This is a genomic window from Indioceanicola profundi (assembly GCF_003568845.1).
Classification (GTDB): domain Bacteria; phylum Pseudomonadota; class Alphaproteobacteria; order Azospirillales; family Azospirillaceae; genus Indioceanicola; species Indioceanicola profundi.
In genome coordinates, this window is sequence record NZ_CP030128.1 from 1 (window position 1) to 25,407 (window position 25,407).

Annotated in this window: 25 protein-coding genes and 3 pseudogenes; 23 read left to right on the forward strand and 5 right to left on the reverse strand. The window is 60.6% G+C overall.

Annotated elements, in window-relative coordinates:
* The first annotated feature begins 74 nt into the window (after nucleotides 1-74).
* The 6 genes and pseudogenes from DOL89_RS21255 to DOL89_RS21280 all read left to right on the forward strand — a co-directional run.
* Entirely contained in the window at nucleotides 75-1,142 is a 1,068-nt protein-coding gene (locus tag DOL89_RS21255; protein ID WP_119681402.1) for a C4-dicarboxylate TRAP transporter substrate-binding protein, read from the forward strand.
* 73 nt (nucleotides 1,143-1,215) lie between these two features.
* Nucleotides 1,216-1,743 carry a TRAP transporter small permease subunit gene (locus DOL89_RS21260; RefSeq protein ID WP_119681403.1) on the forward strand — a complete coding sequence of 176 codons (528 nt, stop codon included), beginning with the start codon at nucleotides 1,216-1,218 and terminating at the stop codon, nucleotides 1,741-1,743.
* 59 nt (nucleotides 1,744-1,802) lie between these two features.
* On the forward strand, nucleotides 1,803-3,134 hold the full coding sequence (locus tag DOL89_RS21265) for a TRAP transporter large permease (protein WP_119681404.1): 1,332 nt from the start codon (nucleotides 1,803-1,805) through the stop codon (nucleotides 3,132-3,134).
* Between the two features lie 51 nt (nucleotides 3,135-3,185).
* Complete coding sequence (locus tag DOL89_RS21270) at nucleotides 3,186-3,890, forward strand: cyclase family protein (protein WP_119681405.1); 705 nt, start codon at nucleotides 3,186-3,188, stop codon at nucleotides 3,888-3,890.
* A 111-nt stretch (nucleotides 3,891-4,001) separates the two neighbouring features.
* Nucleotides 4,002-5,399: an amidase gene (locus DOL89_RS21275; protein WP_119681406.1), complete on the forward strand. Its 1,398-nt coding sequence runs from the start codon at nucleotides 4,002-4,004 to the stop codon at nucleotides 5,397-5,399.
* A gap of 70 nt (nucleotides 5,400-5,469) precedes the next feature.
* Nucleotides 5,470-5,640 (forward strand): annotated as a pseudogene (locus DOL89_RS21280) (IS6 family transposase); the annotation flags it as partial.
* A 68-nt stretch (nucleotides 5,641-5,708) separates the two neighbouring features.
* Here the strand turns inward: DOL89_RS21280 and DOL89_RS21285 are convergent.
* The 3 genes and pseudogenes from DOL89_RS21285 to DOL89_RS21295 all read right to left on the reverse strand — a co-directional run.
* Nucleotides 5,709-6,548 (reverse strand): annotated as a pseudogene (locus tag DOL89_RS21285) (IS481 family transposase); the annotation flags it as partial.
* A gap of 76 nt (nucleotides 6,549-6,624) precedes the next feature.
* Nucleotides 6,625-8,232, reverse strand: a complete 1,608-nt coding sequence (locus DOL89_RS21290) for an ISL3 family transposase (protein WP_119681407.1) — start codon at nucleotides 8,230-8,232, stop codon at nucleotides 6,625-6,627.
* Between the two features lie 116 nt (nucleotides 8,233-8,348).
* Nucleotides 8,349-8,453, reverse strand: a pseudogene (locus DOL89_RS21295) (IS110 family transposase); the annotation flags it as partial.
* A gap of 595 nt (nucleotides 8,454-9,048) precedes the next feature.
* On the opposite strand from DOL89_RS21295, the gene DOL89_RS25135 reads away from it, so the two are divergent.
* The 17 genes from DOL89_RS25135 to DOL89_RS21385 all read left to right on the forward strand — a co-directional run bounded on the left by DOL89_RS25135 (nucleotide 9,049) and on the right by DOL89_RS21385 (nucleotide 23,435).
* Entirely contained in the window at nucleotides 9,049-9,390 is a 342-nt protein-coding gene (locus DOL89_RS25135) for a c-type cytochrome (protein WP_225890089.1), read from the forward strand.
* Nucleotides 9,391-9,517: 127 nt separating this feature from the next.
* A complete protein-coding gene (locus DOL89_RS21305; protein ID WP_162937762.1) occupies nucleotides 9,518-10,393 on the forward strand; it encodes a methylamine utilization protein MauF in 876 nt (291 codons plus the stop codon).
* 42 nt (nucleotides 10,394-10,435) lie between these two features.
* Nucleotides 10,436-11,698: an amine dehydrogenase large subunit gene (locus tag DOL89_RS21310; protein WP_119681410.1), complete on the forward strand. Its 1,263-nt coding sequence runs from the start codon at nucleotides 10,436-10,438 to the stop codon at nucleotides 11,696-11,698.
* A 10-nt stretch (nucleotides 11,699-11,708) separates the two neighbouring features.
* Complete coding sequence (locus tag DOL89_RS21315; protein WP_119681411.1) at nucleotides 11,709-12,287, forward strand: MauE/DoxX family redox-associated membrane protein; 579 nt, start codon at nucleotides 11,709-11,711, stop codon at nucleotides 12,285-12,287.
* Nucleotides 12,284-12,919 (forward strand): methylamine dehydrogenase accessory protein MauD, encoded by a 636-nt coding sequence (gene mauD / locus DOL89_RS21320; RefSeq protein WP_205574739.1) that lies wholly within the window; start codon nucleotides 12,284-12,286, stop codon nucleotides 12,917-12,919. The genes DOL89_RS21315 and mauD overlap by 4 nt, the downstream gene beginning before the upstream one ends.
* Before the next feature lie 34 nt (nucleotides 12,920-12,953).
* Nucleotides 12,954-13,493 carry a methylamine dehydrogenase (amicyanin) small subunit gene (gene mauA, locus DOL89_RS21325; RefSeq protein WP_119681412.1) on the forward strand — a complete coding sequence of 180 codons (540 nt, stop codon included), beginning with the start codon at nucleotides 12,954-12,956 and terminating at the stop codon, nucleotides 13,491-13,493.
* Nucleotides 13,494-13,607: 114 nt separating this feature from the next.
* Nucleotides 13,608-14,483: a methylamine utilization protein MauJ gene (locus DOL89_RS21330; protein ID WP_119681413.1), complete on the forward strand. Its 876-nt coding sequence runs from the start codon at nucleotides 13,608-13,610 to the stop codon at nucleotides 14,481-14,483.
* Between the two features lie 57 nt (nucleotides 14,484-14,540).
* Nucleotides 14,541-15,674, forward strand: a complete 1,134-nt coding sequence (locus DOL89_RS21335; RefSeq protein WP_119681414.1) for an AraC family transcriptional regulator — start codon at nucleotides 14,541-14,543, stop codon at nucleotides 15,672-15,674.
* 175 nt (nucleotides 15,675-15,849) lie between these two features.
* The gene (locus DOL89_RS21340) at nucleotides 15,850-16,785 is read left to right on the forward strand and encodes a cytochrome-c peroxidase (protein ID WP_225890075.1); all 936 of its coding nucleotides are present in this window, start codon (nucleotides 15,850-15,852) and stop codon (nucleotides 16,783-16,785) included.
* 91 nt (nucleotides 16,786-16,876) lie between these two features.
* Entirely contained in the window at nucleotides 16,877-17,200 is a 324-nt protein-coding gene (locus DOL89_RS21345) for a cupredoxin domain-containing protein (RefSeq protein ID WP_162937764.1), read from the forward strand.
* The gene (gene napG, locus DOL89_RS21350) at nucleotides 17,187-17,870 is read left to right on the forward strand and encodes a ferredoxin-type protein NapG (RefSeq protein WP_119681417.1); all 684 of its coding nucleotides are present in this window, start codon (nucleotides 17,187-17,189) and stop codon (nucleotides 17,868-17,870) included. The genes DOL89_RS21345 and napG overlap by 14 nt, the downstream gene beginning before the upstream one ends.
* Nucleotides 17,867-18,799: a quinol dehydrogenase ferredoxin subunit NapH gene (gene napH, locus DOL89_RS21355; RefSeq protein WP_119681418.1), complete on the forward strand. Its 933-nt coding sequence runs from the start codon at nucleotides 17,867-17,869 to the stop codon at nucleotides 18,797-18,799. Before napG ends, napH begins: the two co-directional genes overlap by 4 nt.
* Nucleotides 18,800-19,061: 262 nt before the next feature.
* Nucleotides 19,062-19,580, forward strand: a complete 519-nt coding sequence (locus DOL89_RS21360) for a hypothetical protein (protein ID WP_162937765.1) — start codon at nucleotides 19,062-19,064, stop codon at nucleotides 19,578-19,580.
* A 370-nt stretch (nucleotides 19,581-19,950) separates the two neighbouring features.
* Nucleotides 19,951-20,694 (forward strand): DUF2306 domain-containing protein, encoded by a 744-nt coding sequence (locus tag DOL89_RS21370; protein ID WP_162937766.1) that lies wholly within the window; start codon nucleotides 19,951-19,953, stop codon nucleotides 20,692-20,694.
* A gap of 16 nt (nucleotides 20,695-20,710) precedes the next feature.
* The gene (locus DOL89_RS21375; protein ID WP_119681737.1) at nucleotides 20,711-21,817 is read left to right on the forward strand and encodes a sensor histidine kinase; all 1,107 of its coding nucleotides are present in this window, start codon (nucleotides 20,711-20,713) and stop codon (nucleotides 21,815-21,817) included.
* Nucleotides 21,814-22,602, forward strand: coding sequence for a LytR/AlgR family response regulator transcription factor (locus DOL89_RS21380; RefSeq protein ID WP_119681422.1), 789 nt, complete (start codon nucleotides 21,814-21,816; stop codon nucleotides 22,600-22,602). The genes DOL89_RS21375 and DOL89_RS21380 overlap by 4 nt, the downstream gene beginning before the upstream one ends.
* 119 nt (nucleotides 22,603-22,721) lie before the next feature.
* Nucleotides 22,722-23,435, forward strand: a complete 714-nt coding sequence (locus DOL89_RS21385; RefSeq protein WP_119681423.1) for an IS6 family transposase — start codon at nucleotides 22,722-22,724, stop codon at nucleotides 23,433-23,435.
* A 69-nt stretch (nucleotides 23,436-23,504) separates the two neighbouring features.
* On the opposite strand, the gene DOL89_RS21390 is transcribed toward DOL89_RS21385, so the two are convergent.
* Both DOL89_RS21390 and DOL89_RS21395 read right to left on the reverse strand, forming a co-directional pair.
* Complete coding sequence (locus tag DOL89_RS21390; protein ID WP_119681424.1) at nucleotides 23,505-24,275, reverse strand: enoyl-CoA hydratase-related protein; 771 nt, start codon at nucleotides 24,273-24,275, stop codon at nucleotides 23,505-23,507.
* Nucleotides 24,276-24,451: 176 nt separating this feature from the next.
* Nucleotides 24,452-25,378 (reverse strand): LysR family transcriptional regulator, encoded by a 927-nt coding sequence (locus tag DOL89_RS21395; protein ID WP_225890076.1) that lies wholly within the window; start codon nucleotides 25,376-25,378, stop codon nucleotides 24,452-24,454.
* Between the last annotated feature and the right edge of the window lie 29 nt (nucleotides 25,379-25,407).

Genomic DNA, 25,407 nt, shown 5'->3' on the forward strand with positions numbered 1-25,407 from the left:
CCGACAGCAAGAACCATAGTCGGCATAAGCCGTTCTGATGACCCAGCGCGGCTTGCAGCAGGGGGACATTCGCAATGCGGAAGATGTCTATACTCGTCGCAGCTCTGGCCACGACGTCTCTATCCACTGCCAACGTTGCCTTCGCGGACACGATTAATCTCAGACTTGGGTCCGGTCATCCGATCGGGATGCTTGCCTACACGGAAACCGCCAGTAAGTGGTTCGCACCGGAGCTGAAGCGCCGCATCGAGGGGCGCACTGACCATAAGGTCAAGCTGCAGGAGCTTCATGCCGGTCAAGTCGCGCGAGTAACTGAGGTTCTGTCGTCCACACGCGACGGCATTCTCGATATCGGCTTTATCAGCATGATCTTCGAGCCCTCCAACCTCTTCCCGCAGAATTTCACGCTGTTCCTGCCCTTCGGTTCGGGCGATGCCCGCCAGGTGACGGCAGCGGGGAAGGCGGCTTATGAGGCGTTTCCCGAACTTCACACGACGTTCGAGGAAAATTTCAACCAAGTCTATCTCGGCGGCGCATGCCTGGAGAATTATGGTCTCGGCACCACCTTCGACTGGACTAAGTTCTCGGATCTGCAAGGACGCAAGATTGCGGGCGCGGGCACCAATCTCGACTGGATCGTTGGCGCGACGGCGGTGGCCTCGAACCTCAACGAAGCCTACCAATCCATGCAGTCCGGTGTCTACGAGGGCTATATCAGCGCCTCGAGCTGGTGGCACTCCTTCAAGCTGAACGAAGTCGCCCCGTTCTTCACCAAGGCGGATTTCGGCGCGCAGTATCTGAACGCCGTGACGATCAACAAGCAGAGCTGGGATCGGCTGCCACCGGAGGTCCAGGAAATCCTGCGTGAGGTCGGTGCGGAATGGGCCGACGTCACCGCGGAGGTGTGCGCCCGAAACGATGCGGGTGGGCTTGAGCAACTGCGCAAACTCGGCGTGGATGTGCGCGAGATCGATGCGGCGGCCAAACAGGATTGGGCGACTGCGCTTAGCGCATTTCCCCAGCGCATGGCCGACGAGATGCGCTCGCGTGGGCACGCAAGCGGAGCTGAGATCATGAATTTCTACATGAGTGAGCTCGAGAAGCACGGCCACAAGTGGGCCCACCGTTACGAAATCAAGTAAATCGCAAAGAGCGATAGAGCTGAAAGGAATTGCCGTAACGGCGGTCGCGCCGGATTGAACGGGAGTCTTCGCTATGCTTCTTGCGATTGATCGAGCTTTTGAGGGCATTACGCTGCTCTTGAAGTACTTTGCTGCGGCGCTTCTCCTGGCAGTGGCGCTTCTGATCACGCTCGATGTGACGATGCGGTTTTTCTTCAACCAGCCGATCATCGGCATCGCCGAGATTGTCTCCAACGGCATCGTCATCATCGCATTCCTGCAGTTGGGCTACTCGGTGCGCATTCGGAGCATGCTGCGCTCCGACTTCCTGCTCTCCAGGCTTGGATTGGGCGGAAAGATCACCGTCGAGGTGGTCACCTGCATGCTGAGCATCCTCTTTTTCGGCCTGATCGCCTGGGCATCCTGGTCGCCGATGATGCGCTCCATCGAAATCGGCGAGTTCATCGGCCATGCCTCCTTCCAGATGCCGACGTGGCCACTGCGCGTCACCATCGTCGGCTGCTCGCTCTTGGCGATCGCAAACTACGCGCTTCTTGCCCTGCGAGCGCTGATCCTGCGCGACACGGGCGAGAATGACGAGACCGCCCAGGTCGCCGTCTGAGCGCAGCAACGCGCTAGCCCCCGGTTGGTGCCTCCACCACAAGTCTGAAGGGAAAACCGATGGCCGGCCCGGAATTCGCCATCGCGATCATCGCGATTCTCATCCTACTCATCCTCTGCAGCATTCCAGTGGTGATCGCGCTAGGCCTGTGCAGTTTCGTCGGGCTTGCCTATCTCACTGGCAGCTTCACGGTCGCCAGCTCACTTCTCGCGAACACAACGTATGAATCAATCCGCGACTACGTTTTCGCCGTGATCCCCCTTTTCGTCCTGATGGGAGAGTTCATCTCCCGCTCAGGTGCGGCCGGGGACCTCTACAGCATCATCAATCGCAGCTTCCGGCGCCTTCCGGGCCGGCTGGCACTCGCCACGGTCGGCGGTAATGCGGTGTTCGGTGCCGTCACAGGTGTCAGCATCGCCTCTGCGGCTGCCTTTGCCCGCATCGCATATCCCCAAATGGTTCGCCATGGCTATGACAAGGGCGTGGCACTGGGTTCGATTGCCGGCAGCGCCTGCCTTGGAATGCTGATCCCGCCAAGTGTGCTCCTGATCGTCTGGGGCGTCATCGCGGAGATCTCAATTGGGCGTTTGTTCGTCGCAGGCGTGCTGCCCGGCATCCTGCTGTCCTTGATGTTCATGATCTTCATTCTCGGCTACGCCATGCTGCGGCCCGAAGTATTCGGCGGCCCTGCCGGTGACGCCGAGGACATGCTCACTTCCGATGAGGACCGCGCCCAGCGGCGGCGGGAAGCCATCGGGGGATTGGGTGCCCTCGTACTCATCGCAGTTGTGCTGGGCGGCATCTGGCTCGGCGCCTTCACGCCGACCGAGGCGGCGGGCGTGGGCGTTCTGTTCGCCCTGGTCCTCGCAATTGTTAAAGGCGTCAAGCCCCGCGGACTGGCCGAAGCGGTCCTTGAGACGGGTCGCATCTCAGCGCCGCTTCTCTTCCTGCTTATCACCGCGCAGATGTACTCGCGGCTACTGGCGCTTGGCGGCATCAACGATTTCGTGCAGGGGCTCTTCCTGTCACTCGGCGACAGCCCGCTTCTGATCCTAGCCTTGATGGTGTTGATCTGGTTCGCGCTCGGGATGTTCATTGACTCCGTGTCGATTATCCTGCTGACGGTCCCGATCTTCGCGCCGATTTCAGTCACCCTCGGCTATGAGCCGCTCGCCTTCGCGATCATGGGAATCGTCGCGATCGAGGCGGGTCTCCTAACGCCTCCACTCGGCCTGTGTGTCTATACGGTGAAGGGATGCGTTAGCGACCGAGATGCAACATTGGCGCGCATATTTATGGGCTCCATCCCCTACTGGATCATCCTTCTCCTGCTCGTTTTCCTGATCGCCGCCTTCCCCGGCATCGCAACCTGGCTTCCGGCGCAGATGTGAAGTCTCACCGCCGAACACCCCATCCCGAAATCCAATATGAAAGGTCCTACCATGGCACGACGCATCGTTGATCTGAGCCTCACCATTGAGGACAACATGCCGGCGCACAAGCTCTTCCAGAGCCCGGTCTACCTGCCTGCGCTGACGCATGAAAGCACGGCATCCTTCGGCCTGGGTGTCGAGGGCGATCCAATGACCTTCCAGACGAACTATATCGGCATGCTCGACCATGTGGGCACTCACGTTGACGCCTTCCTCCACGTCAACCCGAAGGGTGCGGCAATCGACGAGATGCCGCTCGATCTTTTCATGGGTAAGGCGGTCTGCTTCGACCTGCGCCATATTGGTGATCTGGAGGACATCACCGCCGAGCACATGGCCGAGGCGGAGACGAAATCGGGTGTGACGGTGGACGGGCACATCGTGCTGCTCTGCACCGGTTTCCACGCCCGCAACTGGGGTGACCGCAAACAGATCGTCTGGGGCAATCCTGGCCTGACTGTCGAGGCGACCCGCTGGCTTTATGACCGCCGCTCGCTCATGCACGGCGTGGAAGGCCCGTCGACCGACAAGCCAAGCGACAACATTTTCGCCCAGCACCGTCTCTGCCGGGACCTCGGCATGACCCACTTTGAGTGGCTGGTGAATCTCGAAGAGCTGATTGGCAAGGGCGAGTTCGAGTTCATCGGGCTGCCCCTGAAGTTCAAGCGCGGGTCCGGTTCTCCGGTCCGTGCCATTGCTCTCCTTGACGAATAAACCCCAGTGCTGATGCGCGAAACGGACTCTTCAGTCCGGCTCGCGCATCAGCGGCCCTCCGGTCCGCGTTACGACGCGATGCCGTAATGCTCTTCGCAGAGAGTTAATGCCATGTCCGATTTCGCTTTCAAAACGATTCGCGAACTGAGCACTGGACTGGCCCGAAAAGCGTTTTCGCCAGTCGAACTCCTCGATGACGTGATCAGCCGCTGCGAGCGCCTCGAGCCAAAGCTCAATGCCTTCGCACACACCGACTTCGAGGGCGCCCGCAAGCAGGCACAAGCCGCCGAGAAGCGCCTGATGCGGGGCGAGAAGTTGGGGGTTCTCGACGGCATACCAACATCCATCAAGGACCTGATTGCGGTCGAAGGAATGCCCCAGCGCTTCGGGTCCCGGAGCACGGCCAGCACGCCGTCGGTAGCGGATGCACCGTCGGTCGCAAGGCTGCGGGCGGTCGGCGCGGTGATCCTCGGCAAATCCACCACCAGCGAGTTCGGCTGCAAGGCCGTAGGTGACAGCCCGCTGACGGGCATCACGCGCAATCCCTGGAACCTCGACATGACGCCCGGCGGATCAAGCGCCGGCGCGGCGGCTATGGTCGCGGCCGGTCTCGTTCCCTATGCGATCGGCACCGACGGCGGCGGCTCTCTCCGTATTCCTGCCGCACTGAGCGGTCTATTTGGCATCAAGTCACAGTTCGGGCGCGTAGCGGTATTTCCGACGTCGGCAACACCGACGCTCGCCCATGTCGGTCCGCTGACGCGTACGGTGGAAGATGCGGCACTCGTCCTCACCACGATTGCTGGCTTCGATGCACGCGACCCGTTCTCGATTAAAGCGCCGCAGCCTGATTTCGTCTCCGCGACCCGGACCCGCCGGGCTATGCGCATTGCCTGGAGCCCGACGTTGGGTTATGGCCGGGTTGATCCAGAGGTCGCTGATCTGACGCGACAGGCTGTCGAGGCCATTGCTGCGCTCGGTTTTGAGGTAGAGGAAATCGACCATGTCATGGAAGATCCGATCGCAATGTGGACAGCGGAGTTCTATGCCGGCGTCGGTACAAGGCTGCGTGACACCATCAGTGAGCAGCCCGACCTGCTTGATCCAGCCGTGCTCGACGTGCTGCGCGCGGCGATCGCGCAGGACATGAACACTTACTATCAGACCGTCTTCGAGCGGTATGCCTTCCGCGAACGGCTCCGCCAGTTCTTCGAGAAATATGATCTCCTCCTGACGCCGACCATTCCAGTCGCCGGCGTTCCGGTCGGGCGCGACGTGCCGCCGGGCTTTGAGGACAAGAACATCGTCTCCTGGGCGACCTTCACCTATCCGTTCAATTTGACCGGAAACCCGGCTGCTTCCCTGCCCGTCGGATTTACCCAAAGCGGCCTTCCCGTCGGCCTTCAGATCGTGGCTTCGACCTATGATGAGGTTTCCATTCTCTCCTTGGCCGCAAGCTATGAGAGCTCGGCCAAGATGCCGAGCAATCTGCCGCCCGCGCTGACGTGAGCCTGAGCTACGCGTGATGGGACGGTCAAGTTTGCGGTGACCGGCGCGGCAGCTGTTTAGACGGGTCATGATGAGATCGTCCCATCCCAGCTACGCTGGCTACCGGTTTCCGCCCGCGGTGATCAGCCACGCGGTCTGGTTCTATTTCCGTTTTCCGCTGAGCCTGCGGATGGTGGAGGAGATGCTGGCGGCCCGCGGCATCGTGGTCAGCCACGAGACGGTGCGGCAGTGGGGCCTGAAGTGTATTAGCTACGACTTGATCTGACAGGTGAAGGATTGTCCGGTTTTGGCGGACTGTCCGATTGCAGATTATGCGGCCATGAGCTTTTCCTTTGCCAGTGGAAGCGTGTCGAGGAAGGTCTGCATTGGGGTCTTGCCATAACACCAGCGCCCCTGGTGTGATCGCTCCTCATTGTACTGGCGCATCCAGGCGTCCAGATCCGCCTGCAGCTGCTCGATGCTGGCGTAGATGCGCTTGCGGAACGCGATCCGATAGAACTCGTCCAGGACGGTTTTGTGGAAGCGCTCGCAGATCCCATTGGTCTGCGGGCTCCTGGCCTTGGTGCGGCTGTGGTCGATGTTCTCCACCGCCAGATAGAGCTCATACTCATGGCTCTGGTGGCTGCCGCAGAACTCCGTGCCACGGTCGGTGAGGATGCGGCTGATGCGGATGGCGTGCTCGTCAAAGAAGGGCACCACCCGATCATTCAGGATCTCGGCCGCGGTGATCGGTGTCTTGCGGTCATAGAGCTTGGCGAAGGCCACCTTGCTGTAGGTGTCGATCACGGTCTGCTGGTACACCCGCCCCACACCCTTGAGCGTGCCCACATAGAAGGTGTCCTGGGCCACGCAATAGCCCGGGCATTCGCTCTCGAACTCGCCATGCGCCTCCTGGTCCTGGCGGGCCTTCTCCAGGGCCGCCAGCTGCGCCTCGGTGAGCACGCCGCCCTCCTGGGCCATCTTGGCTTCCAGCGCTTTCAGGCGCTTCCTCATGGTTTCCAGATCGTGGCGCTGCCAGACACAGCGCACACCGGCCGGGGATACGGACAGGCCTTGCTGCTTGAGCGCATTGGCAACCCGCAGCTGGCCCCAGGCCGGCTGTTCGACGGCGAGTTCGACAACAGCACGCTCGATCTCGGGGGCGACCTGTTGATCCCGGGTGAATACTCCCCAGAAGCGCCGAACGAAATCTGGTTCTCCCGCAATTTGTGTGGAGGGATGAGCATCAGACGGCTTGGAGGACGCGGCTGCGGAGCAACTGGAAACCACCCCGGCCGTACATGGTGCGCTTGATCAGCTTCAGCCTGTTGATCTGCCCTTCGACCGGACTGGTGGACCAGGGTTCACTGATTGCTGCCTCCACTGCTTCCCTGTCCTTTGCCAATCCGGAGGCGAACGCCTTCAACGGTGTCGTGGTCGCTGCGTCCAACCATGACCCAAGTGCCTCGGCCGTCTCCTTGCGCAGGATAGCTGCCAGCCGGCGAACCAGATCCACGCTGCAGGCCAGGGCTGGCGCCAAGTTCTGCAGGCGCGTGACGAACTGGCGATCAGCATCAGTGAGGGTAGTAACGTCACTCTGGAGCAGGCGGGCGGTGCGCCTGGGAGACGGCTGTTTCCAACCAACGATCAGGGGAGCAGCAAGATTATTTGGCGGACCAGCCGCCGCTAACCGGGTTTTGATCCAGGACTGCAATGTAGTGCGTGGAACAGAGCAGCCGCGGGCCGCCAGTTCCTGCTGGAGAACGGAAATTCGACGGCATCCAACATCCCAGCGCTGCTGCAGGTAGACGGCCTGGGCATCCAAGGTGCTTCCGGTGCGACGCTTGCTCCAGGACGGCGCCTCCTCCAGGTTCAGCCAAGCCCGAACAGTTTTTCGGTCCATGCCGAGCGTGCGCGCCATGGCGCTGATGCTGGCACCGGTCTGCTGCAGCTTGACCAGGTCCACATGACGGCTCTGCCGAACTTCGTGCTTCGCTGCCCGTTGCGTCAGGGTGGCGGACGGTAAAGGCGCTTTCTCCGGCTCCGCCGGCACGGTGGGCGCGAGGGTTGCAACCGTCTCCCGGGCGGCCTGGCGCAAAGCGGCAGCGTTCTGGCCCAACACGGTCTCGAGGGCATGGCCGAGATTGCGCAGCAGATGCCAGCGATCAGCAACGTGGGTTGCCGCCGGAGCGCCTTGCCGGACGCCACTGCCATAAACCTCGGCCCGGTCGCGGGCGACCATGTGAATGGCTGGATGCTCGTGCAGCCACTTTGCTACGCTGTCCGGGTTCCGGTCGGGGAGGAGATCGACGATGCGATTGCGCTCCAGATCGACAATGATGGTGCCGTAGCGGCGGCCTTTGCGCCAAGCCCACTCGTCGATGCCGATGATCTTTGGCGCGGGCGGTGCTGGAAGCGGTGCAGTGCAGACCATGCGGATCAGCGTGTCTGGGCTGGCCGGGATAGAGAGGCGTTTGGTCATTCGGCTGCCAGCCTCACCGCCCAAGGCGAGGCCAAGATGCTGCTGAATGTCGGCCAGCCGCTCAGACCGGCGGGCAAAGGGGCGGGCAACGTCCGGCATTGGCTCGGCAAAGGTCCGACGTGGACAGCCCTGATTGCGGCAGGCCAAACGGCGAACCTCCACCTTCAGCTGGACCGGCCGGCCCTGCCACGGCAGATCGGCCAGGGTTCGATGGTAACGGCCATGGATGCTGGTGGAGACGGCTCCGCAGCCTGGGCAGCAGGCCGGATCAGTGATGACGGATGCGGTCAGGATGATGATGCGGTCGGGCTCAGGCCGGATTTGCACAGCCTTCAGCGCCGCCGGGATAAGGGTCGGCAGGGGTTTGGGCACGGTTCACAATGTGGATACGGGCGTTGTTCCTGCTATGTGCTTTCCGAACAAGCCCATTCCCAGGTGCCTCCACACAAAGTGCGGGAGAGCCAAATCCATTCCGGTATTTACACACCGGGCTCGCTGGCCACCTTGGTCTCGCGCACCACCCGGCCCTTGGCGTCCACCACGCACACGCTGCTCAGTTCCAACGACACGTCGATCCCGGCATACTGCTCCATGGCTGCTCTCCAATGATGCTTGGGGCCGACCCGCGTGGACCCCGTTCCTCACACCATCACTCTGGGGGACAGCCACCCAGCACGTCATCCTTTGGCCCAAGCCCATTACGGCATCTAGGGCCATCACCGAATCTGCGGAAGAGCCCAGTTTCACATGTCGCCTGAAAGGCCCAGAGCAGATGCCAGCGCAGGCCCGGAATCGCCTGTCGGTTCGGCCAACAACGCGGCAAATTGCCCTATTACATGATGGCGGGAAGTCGGTCATCAACAGGCCTGTCCCGCCGAGCTCCCCCACCCGATCCGTTTGCGACCCAGAGACGTGGGCCTGTAGGCGCGCGCCACCTGCGGTAAACGGATTTGACCAGAGACCGTCTAAATAAAAAAAACCTTACCTTTGCAGGGGTTAAAAACCTGTTACCGTTCCATGAAGATCAGGTGTGAGAACGCAAGGGTTGGTCCCCGCGCTCAAAAAAATGATCGTTGTGGGAATAGCTAGGATTGCGGGAGTCCGCCGGTCCATTCCAAGGCAAGGTCAACCTGCCGAATGACATGGAGAAGGCTGCCTAGAATGATGCGCTCTTCCCTTTTCATTTTGATGCTTAGTACTGCTTGTTGGACTGCATCTCCTGTCTTCGCACAGGAGCCATCACCTCCGAAGGCATGGTCCGGTTGCGCCTCGTGCCATTCCTTGAAGCCGGGCGAAAACAAGGCCGGACCGAGCCTGCATGGCGTCGTTGGGCGTCAGGCTGGCAGCCTGGAGGGCTTCAATTTTTCCCCAGCTATGAGGGACTCCGGGATTACCTGGGATGACGCATCGCTCGACGCCTTTCTGACAAACCCGCGCAAGCACATTCCTGGAAACAGGATGTTCTTCGGCGGAGTGTCAAGCGAGGCGCAGCGCAAAGAACTTATTGGCTTTCTGAAAGCGCATAACTGATGCCGAGAACTCAGCCATCCGGGCTTGATCTTAAAGAAGCCTGCATCGCAGCGAGGCCGTCAGGATGAGGTGCTCATAGACGTCCCATCATCTTGATGTCCGTCGCAGCATAAAAAGGGAGGGTTACGTGACGTTACACTCCACTGAGTTGCTGGATGGAATTGGGCCTGACGCGACGCCCGATCCCAAACTTCGTTCCGCGCCCAAGGTTCGCATCGAAGATCGCGACATTTTCCCAACGGAATCCCGTGCCACGTCGCGTGCACTGGCTGCATTGAGCGGTATTGGGATCGGTGCCACCGCCGGCGCCGTATCCGGCGCGCTCGACACGTCGAGCGGAATGATTCCTGCTCTTGCAGGGCTTGCCTTTATCGGCGGGCTGCTTTCGACTTGGTCGCCCTGCGGCTATTCCTCGCTTAGCCTGCTGAGGCCGCGCGGGTCCTACAGCGCCCGTTCCATCGCCGGATGGACGCCCACCTTCCTCATGCATGCGCTCGGCTATGCGGCAGGCGCCCTGCTCCTTGGAGCAATGCTGGGCGGGGCGGCGCTGATGCTTCCGGTATCGCCGGATGCGGGCTGGGTGCCCATTGCACTCGGATTGCTGGCCCTGGGCTACGGGCTGCATCAGCTCAAGTTCTTCAGCTTGCCCTATCCCCAGCGGCGGGCCCAGGTGCCGCATGATGCGCGGGCTAGATTCTCGCTTCCTATGGTCGGCCTGCTCTACGGCTTTTCCCTGGGTTTGAACTTCCTCACCTATGTAAGGACTCCCATCCTTTATGTGACTGTTGCCGGCGCGCTGCTGAGCGGCTCATTCACTTCAGCCATGATCCTGACCGCTGCCCTCAACGTGGGACGGTTCCTTCCCCTGATCGTCAATGCTTTCCCGGTCCAGGACTGGACGATTCAGCGCTGGCTCGCCGGCACGGAAACCAGGGCAGTGCTGGCAGACGGCTTTGTTCTTGCCCTGGCGGGCTCGGCATTTGCCGCCGCGGCCCTGGCCTGAGGCCATAAAAGCTCAAATCAAATCCAACGGGAGGAAACAGTGATGCGTCGAGCAAACGTCGCCACAGAACGCCCGAAGTCCAGTCGGCTTGGCACGCTCCTTTGTGCCACGGCATTGATCGGCCTCGTGGCCATTCCGTTCTCGGCTTCGGCCCAGAACCAGACACAAAGTCAGGCTGGCAAACAGTCCGGCACGGACATCCCGACCCATGTTACCGAAGAAGCCACCGTTGTCCCCGAAGAAGAGACCGGGATCCTGGAAGCCCCGGCTCACAATCCCCGCCGGGTCTATGTGGCCGACCAGGATAACTTCAACGTCATCAACCGGATCTATGCGATCGATGGCGAACAGGGCAAGCTCCTGGGCATGCTGGATGGTGGCATGCTGGTCAACGTCAATCTCATGCCAGATGATGGCCGCATCGTCGTGAGTAATACGCTGTTCGAGCGCGTCTCGCGCGGTGCCCGCAACGACTTCATCGAGATCTGGGACCCAAAAACTCTCAGCGTGACGCAGGAAATCGACATTCCGGAAGAGCGCTTCTTGCTCATGCCCATGGATGCCATGTCCCAGATCACGCCCGATGGACAGTTCCTGCTCTATTACCGTTTCTCTCCGGCCCCAGGGGTCGGCATCGTGGACCTGCAGAATAACAAGCACATCACGACAGTCGATGTGCCAGACTGCTATTTTGTCATGCCCACAGCGCCGGATCGCTTTTACATGCATTGCCGGGGCGGTTCCCTGCTGAAGGTGGCCTTCACCCGTGACGGCGAGACAAAGACCACAGAGAGCAAACCCTTTCATCCGCCGGAGCAGCATATCTACGACCACCCGCTGTTCTCGGCCAAAACCGGCAAGGCGTATTTCATCTCCTATGATGGAACGGTTTACCCGGCTGATCTCAGCGGTGAGGATCCCCAATTCGGCCAAAGCTGGTCCATGTTCTCGGATCAGGAGCGGCAGGAGAATTGGCGGCCCGGCGGATGGCAGGTGGCCGCTTATCATACGCCAACCAATCAGATCTACGTGCTGGTCCGGCAGGGCGGCGAGTTCACGCACGCTAATCCCAGTAAGGAAGTCTGGGTTTACGATGCGAATAATGGCAAGCGCCTCAAGAAAATTCCGCTTGAGAATAGCACGAATTCCATTGCGATCAGCCAGGACCAAAATCCGCTCCTCTTCGCGTTGGATACCCACCATTCCACGCTGGAAATTTATGATACAGGCACCGGCCAGCGCCGGTCCTCGATCCCAAATTTAGGCGTCACGCCGCATATTGTCGTGACCTCTTCTGGATCGTGAGGGAACTGCCATGACCTATCTCCACGATCCAACCCTCGTGGTCTACGGGCAGGTTCTCCTGGCCCTTGTTTTCAGCGTTGCGGGTGCGCAAAAGCTCCGCCAGCGTGAGGAATTTGTCGGTATCGTCCGTAACTTCCGGATTCTGCCACCCCGTGTTGCCGAGCCTGCAGCCAGACTTCTGCCCTTTGCCGAACTCGCGCTTGCAGCAGCCTTGCTTGTTCCTACTCTTCTGCAGGTGACAGGCGGGGTAGCCTTTTTGCTGCTTGCCATCTTCAGCCTGGCCGTGGCCGTCAATCTTGTCCGTGGCCGCCAGAACATCGATTGCGGCTGCTTCCGCACCGGGGCCGGCCAGCATCTGAGCTGGTGGATGGTGGCACGGAACCTCGGGCTGATGGGTCTGGCCCTGCTCCTGGCCACAAAGCCGGCTACCGCGGCCGCACCTGGTCTGCTGGACCTCATAACGGCCAGCCTCGCAGCGGCCGTGACCGCCCTCCTCTATGTCGCGGCGACACAGATCCGTGTAGCCGCCTCGCTTATCCCCGCCGCTGCGCACGCGCATGCCCACCATCACGAGGTCAAATCATCATGATCGAAGCTCTCATCATCTCCAATGTGCTGCTCTGGATCGGTCTGGTGGCGAGCATCGTGCTGCTCATCGGCCTGGCGCGCCAAATCGGTCTGCTACATGAGCGCTCCGCCCCGTTGGGCGCCATGATGACGGACAAGGGTCCCGATGTTGGGGATGCCGCCCCCGCCTTCACGCTAAAGGACCAGAATGAGCGGGCCGTCTCCATCGGCGGTGTGCAGGCCAGCGGAATGGATCAGCTTCTGCTGTTCGTCTCCCCGACCTGCCCGATGTGCGAGAAGCTGCTGCCGGTGGCGAAGTCGCTGGTTCGGGACGAAAAGCTGCGCTTGGTCCTGATCAGCGATGGAGATCCGGCAGACCATGAGCGCTACCTGAAAAGCCACGATCTCACTGGCATTCCCTACGTCCGGTCGGCCGAAGTCGGAATGCGCTATCAGGTCGGCCGCGTCCCGCACGCCGTCATTATCGACGGGGACGGCATCATTCGCTCGAAAGGCCTGGTCAACACCCGCGAGCATCTGGAGAGCCTGGTTGAATCCCGCAGGACCGGCCATGCCTCCATTCAGGCTTTCCTGCGCAGCACCGGCCAGATGCCGACGCCGAAGGTCGAGCCAGAGGCTCAGCTTCTCCACTGACCACGGATAAAACCAAGATAAGGGAGGTATGGGAATGCTGTTCAAAACACGGTTCGACGCGCTGGTCGAGGGCGTGACCCGACATGTGGCGCAACGCACTTCACGAAGGGGCTTCCTCGGCAGGATTGGAGTCATCGTGGGTGGAGCCACGGTGCTGCCCCTGCTGCCGGTGGACCGGCGCGGAATGAAACAGGCGCACGCCACCATGCCGGACGGCGGCTGGCAGCCACAGGCAACCGACGCCCAGGCTTGCGATTACTGGCGGCACTGCTCGCTGGACGGCAACGTCTGCGACTGCTGCGGCGGAACGATGACACAATGCCCGCCAGGAACATCCCTTTCCCCAAGCTCTTGGGTGGCAAGCTGCTTCAATCCCGAGGACAAGGTAACCTACCTGATTGCCTATCGGGATTGTTGCGGCAAGTCATTCTGCGGGCGTTGCGGCTGCTTCAACACCCAAGGCGAGCTGCCGATCTATCGGCCCGAATTCAGCAACGACATCATCTGGTGCTTTGGTGCCGAGGGGATGACCTATCACTGCACGATTTCCCCGATCGTTGGGAAAGCCGCGTGAGGTTACTGGCGCCCGTTTACCGGCGGGCGCCTCCTTTCCCTCCAATCGGGATCATCCATCATGTGGATTCCACATAATGCGATACCACCGCTTCGCGGGGACTCTTCGCCAGACATGGTGCGCGCCTCGCGGGAGGATCGCGCGGAGCGCGAATTCCTGGTGGCTGTTTACCTGCTGAACCCGCTGACCCGCGCTTGGGACATCGACCTCCTGCTGGAGGCTGAATTCAGTATCGCCGCCCCAGGTGGAGCAGAAATCCAGATTGCCGCGGCGAATGGCGCAAACGGGCGCCTGGGAGAGCTGATCTGCCGAAGCCAAGCTGCTAGTGCCGAAGCTGCCGTCGAGCTGGTCTATGACGCGGTGGCCGATCTGCTTGGCCGATGGTGCGTTACCCATGGTCGCGGGATGGAAATCGCCGGCCTGCGCGTGGCCGACATGGTTCATCAGGCAAAATGGCGTGCCGTTCCGTTCCGCCCTAGCACGATTGATGCCACAGCGGATATCGGCGATGGCCTCACGGCAGAACATCGCGCCCTGGCTGCCCTCTACCGGCAGGCCCGCAATGCCTCCAGCCCAATCCAGCGCCTGCTCTGCGCAATGCGGATTCTGGACAGCTTTGCAGCAGGGCAGCGCCATCTGAAATCTCTGCCAACGGGCAGCTGCACCCATAACATGTTTGATAACTGCTCCGGCTTTCGCGTGAGCCGGGAAATGCTGGTCCTCTCCGGAGCCTGGAGCCGCCATGCCGACCTGGAGGGACAGGATCTTCATGTTCTGATCCAGACATTACAGCCTGTGCGCACCCGCCTGCTAGGCATGCTGGCGGGGGAGGCACTTGACACGGACATCGGAACCTACAGCTGGCTTTTCCAACTGAGCGGGCTGGCAAATCTGGCTGATTGTGCGGCGCACCAAATACTCAGTGGCGATTTTGCGCTTTGGCGTCAGTCACGTTCATCAGATTATTATGATATGGAGGAAGTTGTTTAGAGGGCATGAGTCAACGGACCAGCATCGGCAGTGGAGGGGCTAATACCGGAGGTCATCATGAGTGAAATCATCCTCGCCAAGTCCGCTCCACCCGCCTACGTGAGCCGACCTTCTGTTCTGGATCGGCGTCCCGGCCAGTTTCCGTCCGGGAACCGTCGCCAGGCACTCCAGCCCGGCAGCAGGATCCTGGGCACGGCCACAGATGGGTTCAAATCCTTCACCAAAAGCTTTGGCGAAGACCCCGAGAACATCGTCGACAGAGTTGGCGTGCCGGTGCAGCTCTTGGACAACCCGTCAATCATGCTCGAACTAAACTCCTTCTGCGCCCTGTTTGAAGAGGCCGCCCGACGTACCCGGCACAGCAATTACGGCTTATGGTTCGGACACCAGTTCGACCCAATCCGGCTGGGGCCGATTGGCGAAACCATCATGTCGGCCCCGACCGTCCGGGCGGCAATGACCAACTTAGTTGAGTTCTATTTGTATTTCCAACAGGCCAGTACCGTGCGGCTGGTGCGCGAGGACGGCCTGTTGCGTCTTGAATACAAAATCCTGGACGGCCGCATCCTCGAACGCCGCCAGGATGCCGAACTGACCATGGGCATTTTTGCCAATCTGTTCTGGCGGACCATCGGATCAAACTGGCGGCTTGAGGAGGTCCAGTTCGAGCACCCGCACCCCGAGGCCTCGAAAGAGCATGAGGCTGCATTCCGGGCTCCGGTGTACTTCGAGCAGCGAACCAACGCGCTTGTGTTCCGCGACCATGGCCTCGATGCGCCGATGCCCGGTGCGGATCTCATGCGAATGGTGACGGCGCGCCAGAAACTGCTTGGTACCTTCGATACCGTCGGTGCTGTGGATGTACTGGATATTCTCACATCCGAACTGATGAGCCGCCTGCCCCAGGGGGTCCCTAAGCTGGAGGAAATTGCAACAGGCACTGGTATTGCCGTTGCGAAGTTCCGGCATGGGCTCGACTATAAGGGCCTGACCTACACAGCCTTCGTGAACGACCTGCGCAAGCGTCTGGCGAGCAGGTATCTGGGCTTGCAGTATCTTTCCATGAATGAGGTGTCCATGCTGCTCGGCTTCACGGAAGCAAGCGCGTTCAGCCGTGCCTGCCGCGGGTGGTTCAATGCCTCGCCACGCATGTTGCGGGCCGGCATCCTGCTGTCTCTGGCGAAATCCTGACCCGGATGAGTACGGGCCGGCAGACACCGTATTTCCCCCGGTGTCCTGGCCATGAACCCAAAGGTATGAAGGGGGACATGACGTGCGGAAATGGATGATGTGCCTTTTCCTGGCCGGCCTTGCTGCTCACACATTTGGTGGGGCAGCGGCCCAGCCGCAGGAGGCAACCGGTAGCTTGGCGGAGTTGAAAGCAAAATTCAAAAGACCGGACGCGATTCCATCCCGGCGGGACAATCCGTTGAGCCCTGAGAAAGCGGCGCTTGGAAAGGTTCTGTTCTTTGATCCGCGCCTGTCGGCGTCCGGAACGGTTTCCTGCAGCCGCTGCCACGATCCCGCATTGGGATGGCAGGATGAATTCGCCAAGGCCGTTGGCCATGAGGGAGCAATCGGCAGGCGACGCTCTCCGCCGGTGGCGAATCTGGCCTGGGCGTCCGCTTTCATGTGGGATGGACGCGCAGAAGATCTGGAAACCCAAGCTGCATTGCCGATCGCAGCGCCAGAGGAGATGAATATGGATCCGGCGCAGCTGCCTGAGGTCCTGGACAGTATTCCCGGATACGCGCCCTTGTTCGAGGCCGCCTATGGCGACCCCGCCATCACAACGGACCGGATTTTGGCGGCTCTGGCCACCTTTGTCCGCACCATCGTATCGGACGAGGCACCCTTCGACCGCTGGATAGCTGGTGAGAAGACTGCAATATCGGATGAGGCCAAGCGCGGCTTCATTTTGTTTAACACCAAGGCCCGCTGCGCAAAATGCCATAGCGGCTGGCGCTTCACCGATGACAGCTTTCACGATATCGGCATTTCCCGGGGGGATCTCGGACGGGGAGCCTTTGTCCCGCCCGAAATAGAGGTGCTGCAGCACGCCTTCAAAACGCCAGGCCTGCGCGATGTCTCCCGGCGTCAGCATCTGATGCATGACGGATCGCTGGTCAGCCTTGGCGCGGCCATTGACCACTATGTGAATGGAACGGAGCCGCGCCCCAGCCTCTCGCCCGAGTTCCAGCGCATCCAGTTGGACGCCAGCGAGCGGGCGGACTTGATTGCCTTTCTGCAAACCCTGACGGCCCCCTTGTCCGAATTGAGGGCGCCCGAACTGCCCCACTAGGCCAGGACCGGTGCGGTCATCGAGAATGATCTTGGGATGTTTTGCGGAGGTTATGATGCGAGCAATATGGGTAGGTGCTGCAACCACTCTGATGATCGTTGCCATCGGTGCGCCAGCCTGGACCTTTGCACGAGACGTCGTCATCTCGATCCAGGAACGTGAGCTGCCCGACCGGATCACAGTGGATGCCGGAAGTAAGCTCGTCATCGTCAATGAGGATGAGGTTTTCCATAGCCTCTTTTCGGATACGACTGGCCACAAATTCAATATGGGCACGCAACTGCCCGGCCAGACCAAATCCGTTGCCCTCGACACCCCAGGGGACCTTCAAGTCCGCTGCTGGATTCACCCTTCCATCAGAATGGACGTGCATGTCCAGGACGGAACGAGGGACTTGACTGATGGGCAACCATAATCCCAAGCCACGCGCTAAAGGAACTGTGAGCCGCCGGGACTTCATCGCCGGCGCTGCAAAGTCGGCGGGCGGCGTCTGTGCTGCTGGCTTTGCGCTCAGCCTTTATGCGGAATCCGCAGGCTCTCAGCCGGTTCAGGCGCTGAGGCCGCCAGGTGCGATTGCGGAGGAGGATTTCCAGTCCGCCTGCGTGCGCTGCGGCCTCTGCGTCCGCGCCTGTCCCTATGACACACTGAAGCTGGCGGAATTCGGAGACGATGTGGCCTTGGGCACACCCTTTTTCGTTGCCCGGGACGTGCCTTGCTTCATGTGCCCGGACGTGCCTTGCGCCCGGGCTTGCCCCACCGGCGCCCTGGATGCGGAAATTCCATCCATCAAAGAGGCCACAATGGGAACAGCCGTTCTCAGTGACCATGAGAACTGCCTGAATTATCGCGGCATGCATTGCAGCGTCTGTCACCGTGTCTGCCCGATCCGGGACGAGGCCATTACGCTTGAAAAGCACGTCATCAACGGTAAGCCGAGACTGATCCCGACAGTGCATTCTGATCACTGCACGGGATGTGGAAGGTGCGAGGAACAATGCGTACTCGCCGAAGCCGCGATCCGGGTCTACCCTGTCGACATCGCGCGCGGCTCGATCGGCGTTAACCGGGCAGGGCGCCGAATATGAAACTCATCGATCTCGCGGGAGAGCCGAGGCGCGGCGCCATACGCTCCAAAGGCTGGCTGAAGGCTCATAAATACTGGCTTCTGCGGCGGACATCCCAGATTTCGCTGCTGCTGCTTTTCGCCATCGGCCCCTGGCTGGGCCTCTGGTTCGTCCAGGGAAATTTTGCCTCAAGCCGCGTCCTCGACAGCGTTCCCCTGAGTGACCCCTTTATTCTGCTGCAGTCCGCAATGGCAGGGCATGTGATGGCCACGGCCGCTCTGATCGGGGCTTTGGTTGTCGTTCTCTTCTATGCCTTTGTCGGGGGGCGGGTGTACTGCTCCTGGGTCTGTCCCGTCAATATCGTAACCGATACGGCCCACTGGCTACGGGAGCAGTTGGGCATCACGCGGGATCGCAAGCTGAACCGGAATGCCCGCCTCACCATCCTGGCGGCCGCCTTGGGTGCTTCCATGGTGACCGGCACCATCGCTTGGGAACTGGTCAACCCTGTCTCGGTCCTGCAACGCGGCATCATCTTCGGCATCGGCTTCGGCTGGGCGCTGATCGCTGCAATCTTCCTGCTTGATCTTTGCATCACGCGCCGGGGATGGTGCGGACATCTTTGCCCGGTCGGTGCTTTCTATGGGCTTCTGGGCGCCAAAAGCGTGATCCGCATATCCGCGAGGGGCCGACAGGGTTGCGAAAACTGTGGTGCCTGTCTTCGCGCCTGCCCTGAACCCCATGTAATTGCCCCTGCCTTGAAGGGCAATGTGCCGCTGGTATTGTCACGCGACTGTACGACCTGCGGCGGCTGCATTGATGCGTGTCCGAGCGACGTCTTCTCGCTAGCTACACGGTTTCAAATTGCAAATCATGAAGGGGGCTGCAATGGCGAGACCAAAATGCACAGACAGGTCAGTGGCGACACTGCTTTAATCCAGCCGAAATAGCCGGGCAGCAATAACGGCATCGACAGGATATTTCTTACCTACAGGGGTAGGGTAAAATTTTACTTTTTTGCATTAAAACTGGATACATAAATATGAAACTCTTTTTAAGCGCTTCAGTGAGAGTTCTCCTCAACTGCCCGTCATGAGGAATCATGGCGGGCTATTTTTGTCGACTCCGCCGCTGACGTTATGGGGTGGACGGCCCCTGACCCAGCGATAGCATGGTGATCTGGCACATGCTGACCAAGGGCGAGGACGACGTGTGGGCCCGGCCGGCGTTGCCGGCTCGCAAGCTTCGCGCCGTGCAGCTCAAGGCCGGCGCCGCTCCGGGCAGGCGGCTCTGGTCGCCATCGCCGAGAAGGTCGCGGCAGCCCCATCAGGCAAGGAGGATCCGCCGCCGCTGGACGCGTTCCTCGCTGGCCTGCGCACGGCTTGGCAGGGTGGCGAGGTTAGGCCCACGGCCCTGCCGAAGGCCAAGCAGAAGCGTGCTCGCCGACGCCCTGACCCATTCGCCGCGGTGGACAGCCAATTGCGCGACTGGTTTCTCGCGGAGCCCTGGCGAACCAGCCGCGAGTTCCTGGACCGCCTGCAAAGCGAACATCCCGGCCGTTACCCTGATGGCCAGATACGCACCCTGCAGCAGCGGCTCAAGATCTGGCGCATGGAGCACGCCCACGCACTGGTGTTCGGCAGCGGCAACAAATTAGACGCTCACGCGGATGCTCCCCGGGAGCATCCGCGTGAGGCAACAGGTGCGGCTCATGGGAGCATTCTCGGATGAGGCAACACGTCTCTCACTCAGATTGTCGCGCCATAGCGTGATGCCGTCCAGCGTGAGGCCGGGTTCCAGGCGCGCCAGGCCAGCCACCATGAGCACAAGGTCGTCACTAGCAATCGAGGTGGACCTCAAGCCAGTGGTCCGCACCATTCGATCGTATATTCATCCTTTCTGACTGCTGCTCATCGCGCCTTGCCGCTGTCCGTCGCAGGAGCACAGCCGGGCAGCTTCAGCGCGGTAGGGTTGGCCGTCCGGCTACCCTCACCGAGAGATGAATATGGCCCTGGTAGATACAGCACCTGATATATCCCCCTCGATCCTCCCCGGCAGAGCCGTCGCTGACCGCTGGCTGGCCCGTGCTGCTGGACTGTGGATGCTGGTCGCCTTGACGGGGCAACTTATCTTTGCCGTCTACATTGCCGCCGTGTATGGCGGGGTCCTGCTGGGTGGAGGGCCAGAAAGCTGGAACCGCTCCCCAGCCCTGGCCTACCGGCCCGACGACCTGTTTGGAAACTTAATGTTTGGGCTGCATGCCCTGTTTGCCCTCATCATCATAGCCGGTGGGATGCTCCAGATGATTCCTGCGATCCGGCGACGGTTTCCAGCCTTCCATCGCCGCGTGGGGCAGACTTATCTGGTAGCCGCGACCATCCTCGCCACAGGTGGCATTATCCTAATCATCTGGCGTGGAACGGTGGGCAGCACCGTGATGCAAATCGGCTCCTGCCTTAACGGAATCGTTATTCTGGTCTGCGCCAGCTTCACCTGGGCCTATGCTTACCGGCGCCGCTTCGACCAGCATCGCCGCTGGGCCTTGCGTCTGTTCCTGTCCGTCAGTGGCGTCTGGTTCTTCCGTATCTCTTTGATGCTATGGCTGCTGATTTTTCAGGCGCCCGTCGGGTTCGATCCGGACAGCTTCACAGGACCCTTGTTGCTGATCTTGACCTATGGCCAGTTCTTGCTGCCATTGGCCATCTTGGAGCTTTACTTCTGTGCACAGAATGGAGGTAGCGCGGCCACGAAGCTCGGCATGGCCTGCCTGCTGGTCGTGCTGGCACTTCTGACGGCAGGTGGTATCTTCGGCGCAGCGATGGGCATGTGGTTACCCCGGATGTGATCCCGGCATGGCGGTCATGGCGAGCGAAATCAATGAATGGCCTGCAGCGGATCCGGCTCCGGACTGGCGGCAACGACTGAACCGGCTATTCGGCTGGCGGCGGCTGCGCACCGTTATCGTAACGGTACTTCTGATCTGGCTACTCCTGCTGCCAATTTGGCAAAGTGGCTGGGCCGGTCTGCTGCTGCGGCTGCTGTCCATTGGACTGCTCGCCATGCTGGCTTTCGGTGTTTGGGAACAATGGCCGAAGCGGCTCCCCCGCTGGATTACCCGTTGGGTGCTACAGGTGCTGGCGGTGGCCCTGTCCATTCCACCGGCCGTGTTGACGATTTATATCCTGTCCACGCCGGATGTCGGTCCACCGCTATGGCAGGACCGGGAGCGACTGTTCGGTCTGTTCCTTCTCACAGCCATTGGCATACTGGTTAGCCCCTGGGTGGCACTCGGTGCACTCGTCAGACAGAAGGAGGCATTGGCCCGGAACCAGGCCCTGACTTTTGCCCTGGAGCGCAGCGAGTTAGAGCGCCGGGCGCTGGATGCGCGCCTCCAGCTTCTGCAAGCGCAGGTGCAGCCGCATTTCCTGTTCAATACTCTGGCGAATGTTCGGGTTCTGGTAGAAACGACATCGCCTCGGGCGCCGGCTGTTCTGGACAGCTTAATCGCCTATCTGCGCGCCGCCGTGCCGCGCCTGGACCGCTCCGGTGCCAGCTTGGAAGATGAGTTGACGCTGGTTCGGGCCTATTTAGATATCATGCAGATGCGCATGCCGGATCGCCTGACCTTCCGCATTGAGGCCGCGCCCGACAGCCTTTCTCTTTACTGCCCGCCCATGAGCGTGTTGACTTTGGTAGAAAATGCAGTGCGCCACGGCATCGACCCAGCCGAGGACGGTGGGGAAATTGTGGTCGCCACCCAGACCCAGGATGGCACCTGCTTTATACAAGTTGAGGACAGTGGTCTTGGGCTGCGCAGCGGCACGGGCCAAACGGGCACAGGGCTGGCCACATTGCGCCAGCGCCTATTGCTGGCCTTCGATTGGGTAGCCGGCGTGAAACTGGAGGAGCGGAAAGGGGGCGGGGTTCGGGCCAGCCTGCACTTTCCCGCTCGGGCGGCGACATCATGACTCTGCAGAAACCCACGGCTTTGATCGCCGAGGATGAACCGCTGCTGCGCGAGGCACTGGTTCGGCACCTGTCGGTCGCTTGGCCCGCATTGCGCATTGTTGCCGAGGCTCGCAATGGTCGGCAGGCCGTGGATATGTACGAAGCGTACCAGCCCGATATCTGCTTCCTGGATGTGCAAATGCCCGGCCTGTCGGGGGTAGAGGCGGCACAGCACATTGGCCGGCGGGCGCATCTGGTTTTCGTCACGGCATTTGACTCTTACGCCGTGCAGGCCTTTGCGCAAGGCGCGCTCGATTATCTGGTCAAACCTGTGGAGCCAAAGCGGCTGGCCGATACAGTGGAGCGACTGAAGGAACGATTGCAGACTGCCCGCCCCCTGCCTGATCCCGAACAGCTGCTGGCGCGGATTGCAGCGCAATTGCGCGTCAGCCCGGACATTACACCGCGCCTCCGCTGGCTGCGAGCGTCAGTCGGGCAGGCCATACGCCTGATCGCCGTAGATGATGTGGACTTCCTGCTGGCTGCGGAGAAGTACACCCATGTCTGCTGGCGCGAGAAGGACGGCCGGCCTCAAGAGGCCGTTATTCGAACACCTTTGAAAGAACTGGTGGAGCAGCTCGATCCCGATCTTTTCAAGCAAGTCCACCGGTCAGCAGTTATCAATCTAAATGCGGTCAGCCACGTTGTGCGCGGAGACAACGAGACAGCCAAAATACACCTGAAGGGTCGGGCTGATACCCTGCCCGTCAGCCGCAACTATCTGCATCTGTTCCGGCAGATGTGATTCCAACAGATATTCTTCATAGTCTTGCGGCTGATGCCATCCGGCTCTGTTGCATCGTTTTCGGCGGGACGGAGATCGCGTAGAACCTCGGCCGGTTCGGTGGCTAGGGTGACAAGGTGATGCGCGACGGGAAGGACCCATTCAAGGGCCGGCGGTTCACGGCGGGCGTGATCCTGTGGGCGGTGCGCTGGTACCTGCAATTCCCGATCAGCTACCGCGATCCCGAACGTATGCTGGCCGACCGCGGCGTGCCGGTCGATCACACGACACTCTACCGCTGGATCCAGGCTTACGCACCCGAACTGGACAAGCGCTTGCGCCCATACATCCGGATGAGCAGCGGTTCCTGGCGGGTGGACGAGACCTGCATTCGCGTGAAAGGCCGGTGGATGTACCTGTATCGCGCCGTCCATGCGCGCGGGCAGACGATCGACTTTCTGCTCAGCGCCAGGCGCGATGCTGCGGCTGCCCGGCGCTTCTTCCGCAAGGCGCTGAAGCAGGCGCATACGGTCAACCCGCGCACTATCACGGTGGACAAGAACGCCGCCTACCCAAGCGCGACCAAGACCATGAAGAGGGCCGGTGAGCTATGGCGCTTTGCCAAGCTGCGGCAACGCAAGTACCTGAACACCATCGTTGAACAGGACCACCGGCGCATCAAGCGGCTGGTCCGGCCCGGACTCGGGTTCAAAAGCTTCCATTCCGCCCGCCAGACCATCGCTGGCTACGAGATCATGGTCATGGTCCGCAAAGGCCAGGTCAGGGCTGTTCCCGCCAACGGCATGCCCATACAGGCGACCTTCATTGCGAGCCTGTTCGGTGTCGCCGCCTGATGGCGCCGAAATCAAGGCTCCCAAGACCGACCGCCAGACTTCTTAACGGAGCCCATCGAACTCGCTACCTCAGCTTCCGCTAAAATCGGCTTTGCGCTTTTCCATGAAGGCCCGCATGCCCTCTTTCTGGTCGGATGAAGCAAACAGCATCTCGAACAGCCTGCGTTCCATTAAGAGCCCCGAATTGAGGGCAGCATCGGCCCCTGCCATCGTGACCTCTTTTGTGAGGCGGATCGAGACCGGCGGCATGTCGGCGATGGTGAAGGCAAGTTCCAGCGCGCGGTCCAGGACCTTTTCATCCGGCACCACCTCGCTGGCCAAGCCCATTGCATAGGCCTCCGTGCCAGATACTGGCTCGCCGGTCAGCACCATCCTCATGGCCTTGTATTTACCGATCGCCCGGATCAGGCGTTGGGTGCCGCCACCACCAGGCATAACGCCAACACGAACCTCCGGCTGGGCGAACCGAGCTGTTTCTCCGGCAACGATAATGTCCGCTTGTAACGCAAGCTCACATCCGCCGCCGAGCGCTACGCCCCGAACTGCGGCAATAATCGGCACCGGACAGCATTCGATCGTGTTCCAGAACTGCCGTACCTTCCGCGCCATGATGTCAATCGGCGTGTCGTCCACGATCTCTTTGAGATCGGCACCGGCGGCAAAGGCCTTTTCATCACCCGCGATTACAATACAGCGAACCGCATCGTCTTGGTTCAACTGCTGGAACTGCTCTGCAATGGCTTGCCGCAGGGCGGTGTTCAAGGCGTTCCTCGCCTCCGGACGGTTGAGGCGCAACAGGCGCACCCCGTTCGGTAGTTCCTCACAAATAACAAGCGACATTTTTCCTCCTTAGCCTGTTTTTGAGGCCCAGACTGGTCCCGGCAAGCCCTATTCCGGCCTGGTTTTTCTAAAGCCTGCTTCGTCCTAAGGCGTTCGTTCCTGCTAGGCTAAGATAGGATTGGCTTATTGATCCAATGGATCTTGAGAATACGCGTTATTCACATATATGATGGAGGTCAGAGGCGCTGGCACATCTCTGCCAAAGACTCTCGGAGCCACTGGTGGCCGGGATCGCGCTCCATATTGTCGTTCCAGATCGCATAGATCGGAATTTTTGGGAACTCGATGGGCGCTCTTAATACTTTAACGGGGAAATATTCCATATACAGCATGGCCATGCGGCGCGGCAGCGTGCATATGAAGTCCGTGCTTTTGACGATCAGCGGCATAGAGATGAAGTGCGGGACCTGCAGGGCGCAGTTCCGTTCCAGCCCCCGTTTCGCAAGCTCACGATCCACAATCGGGGATTTCTGCGCTAGAACCACGTGCGGCATGGCGATGAACTGCTCCAGGGTCAGCACATCGTGGATGGTGGGATGCTCGACCCGCACCATGGAGACCAACTCATCCACGATGATGCATTGATTGGTAAATCCCTCCGCCCGAACCTTGAAATAATCGATCAGGAGATCAATGCTGCCGTCCCGCATCTCCTGCAGCAGATTAGCGTTCTGCTTATTGACGATGTTCGCCTTCAAGGACGGAGCCACCCCCGTTAGCCAGTCCATCAGGCGCGGCGTGATCACCGCCTCCCCGTAATCTTCGGCGGCGATCGAGAACACCCGTCCGGACTGCGCGAAATTAAACATCGCCGAGTTGGTGCATACAGCACTTGTGATCAGGTCGAGCGCTTGGCGCACCTCCTGGATCATTTGGCGTGCCCGCGGCGTCGGCGTCATTCCGCGTGCCGTGCGGGCAAAGAGCGGATCGTCCAAAGCAGCCCTGAGCCGGGCCAAGGCGTTGCTTACCGCAGGCTGGCTCATGTTCAAGCGATCCGCCGCACGCGTGAGATTGCCTTCGGTATAGACCGCTTCGAAAACCACCAGCAGGTTCAAGTCGAGGGTTCTAACATTCATCTTTGTTATAAACAGGATAATGGACATCAATTGGACTTATATGATGCCACCCTTTA

Excerpts from the sequence above, each read along its gene's own strand:
- DOL89_RS21255 (WP_119681402.1), top strand. The coding sequence starts at position 75 with ATGCGGAAGATGTCTATACTCGTCGCAGCTCTGGCCACGACGTCTCTA.
- DOL89_RS21260 (WP_119681403.1), top strand. The coding sequence starts at position 1,216 with ATGCTTCTTGCGATTGATCGAGCTTTTGAGGGCATTACGCTGCTCTTG.
- DOL89_RS21265 (WP_119681404.1), top strand. The coding sequence starts at position 1,803 with ATGGCCGGCCCGGAATTCGCCATCGCGATCATCGCGATTCTCATCCTA.
- DOL89_RS21270 (WP_119681405.1), top strand. The coding sequence starts at position 3,186 with ATGGCACGACGCATCGTTGATCTGAGCCTCACCATTGAGGACAACATG.
- DOL89_RS21275 (WP_119681406.1), top strand. The coding sequence starts at position 4,002 with ATGTCCGATTTCGCTTTCAAAACGATTCGCGAACTGAGCACTGGACTG.
- DOL89_RS25135 (WP_225890089.1), top strand. The coding sequence starts at position 9,049 with ATGCTTAGTACTGCTTGTTGGACTGCATCTCCTGTCTTCGCACAGGAG.
- DOL89_RS21310 (WP_119681410.1), top strand. The coding sequence starts at position 10,436 with ATGCGTCGAGCAAACGTCGCCACAGAACGCCCGAAGTCCAGTCGGCTT.
- DOL89_RS21315 (WP_119681411.1), top strand. The coding sequence starts at position 11,709 with ATGACCTATCTCCACGATCCAACCCTCGTGGTCTACGGGCAGGTTCTC.
- mauD (WP_205574739.1), top strand. The coding sequence starts at position 12,284 with ATGATCGAAGCTCTCATCATCTCCAATGTGCTGCTCTGGATCGGTCTG.
- mauA (WP_119681412.1), top strand. The coding sequence starts at position 12,954 with ATGCTGTTCAAAACACGGTTCGACGCGCTGGTCGAGGGCGTGACCCGA.
- DOL89_RS21330 (WP_119681413.1), top strand. The coding sequence starts at position 13,608 with ATGGTGCGCGCCTCGCGGGAGGATCGCGCGGAGCGCGAATTCCTGGTG.
- DOL89_RS21335 (WP_119681414.1), top strand. The coding sequence starts at position 14,541 with ATGAGTGAAATCATCCTCGCCAAGTCCGCTCCACCCGCCTACGTGAGC.
- DOL89_RS21345 (WP_162937764.1), top strand. The coding sequence starts at position 16,877 with ATGATCGTTGCCATCGGTGCGCCAGCCTGGACCTTTGCACGAGACGTC.
- napG (WP_119681417.1), top strand. The coding sequence starts at position 17,187 with ATGGGCAACCATAATCCCAAGCCACGCGCTAAAGGAACTGTGAGCCGC.
- napH (WP_119681418.1), top strand. The coding sequence starts at position 17,867 with ATGAAACTCATCGATCTCGCGGGAGAGCCGAGGCGCGGCGCCATACGC.
- DOL89_RS21370 (WP_162937766.1), top strand. The coding sequence starts at position 19,951 with ATGCTGGTCGCCTTGACGGGGCAACTTATCTTTGCCGTCTACATTGCC.
- DOL89_RS21375 (WP_119681737.1), top strand. The coding sequence starts at position 20,711 with ATGGCGAGCGAAATCAATGAATGGCCTGCAGCGGATCCGGCTCCGGAC.
- DOL89_RS21380 (WP_119681422.1), top strand. The coding sequence starts at position 21,814 with ATGACTCTGCAGAAACCCACGGCTTTGATCGCCGAGGATGAACCGCTG.
- DOL89_RS21385 (WP_119681423.1), top strand. The coding sequence starts at position 22,722 with ATGCGCGACGGGAAGGACCCATTCAAGGGCCGGCGGTTCACGGCGGGC.
- DOL89_RS21390 (WP_119681424.1), bottom strand. The coding sequence starts at position 24,275 with ATGTCGCTTGTTATTTGTGAGGAACTACCGAACGGGGTGCGCCTGTTG.
- DOL89_RS21395 (WP_225890076.1), bottom strand. The coding sequence starts at position 25,378 with ATGTCCATTATCCTGTTTATAACAAAGATGAATGTTAGAACCCTCGAC.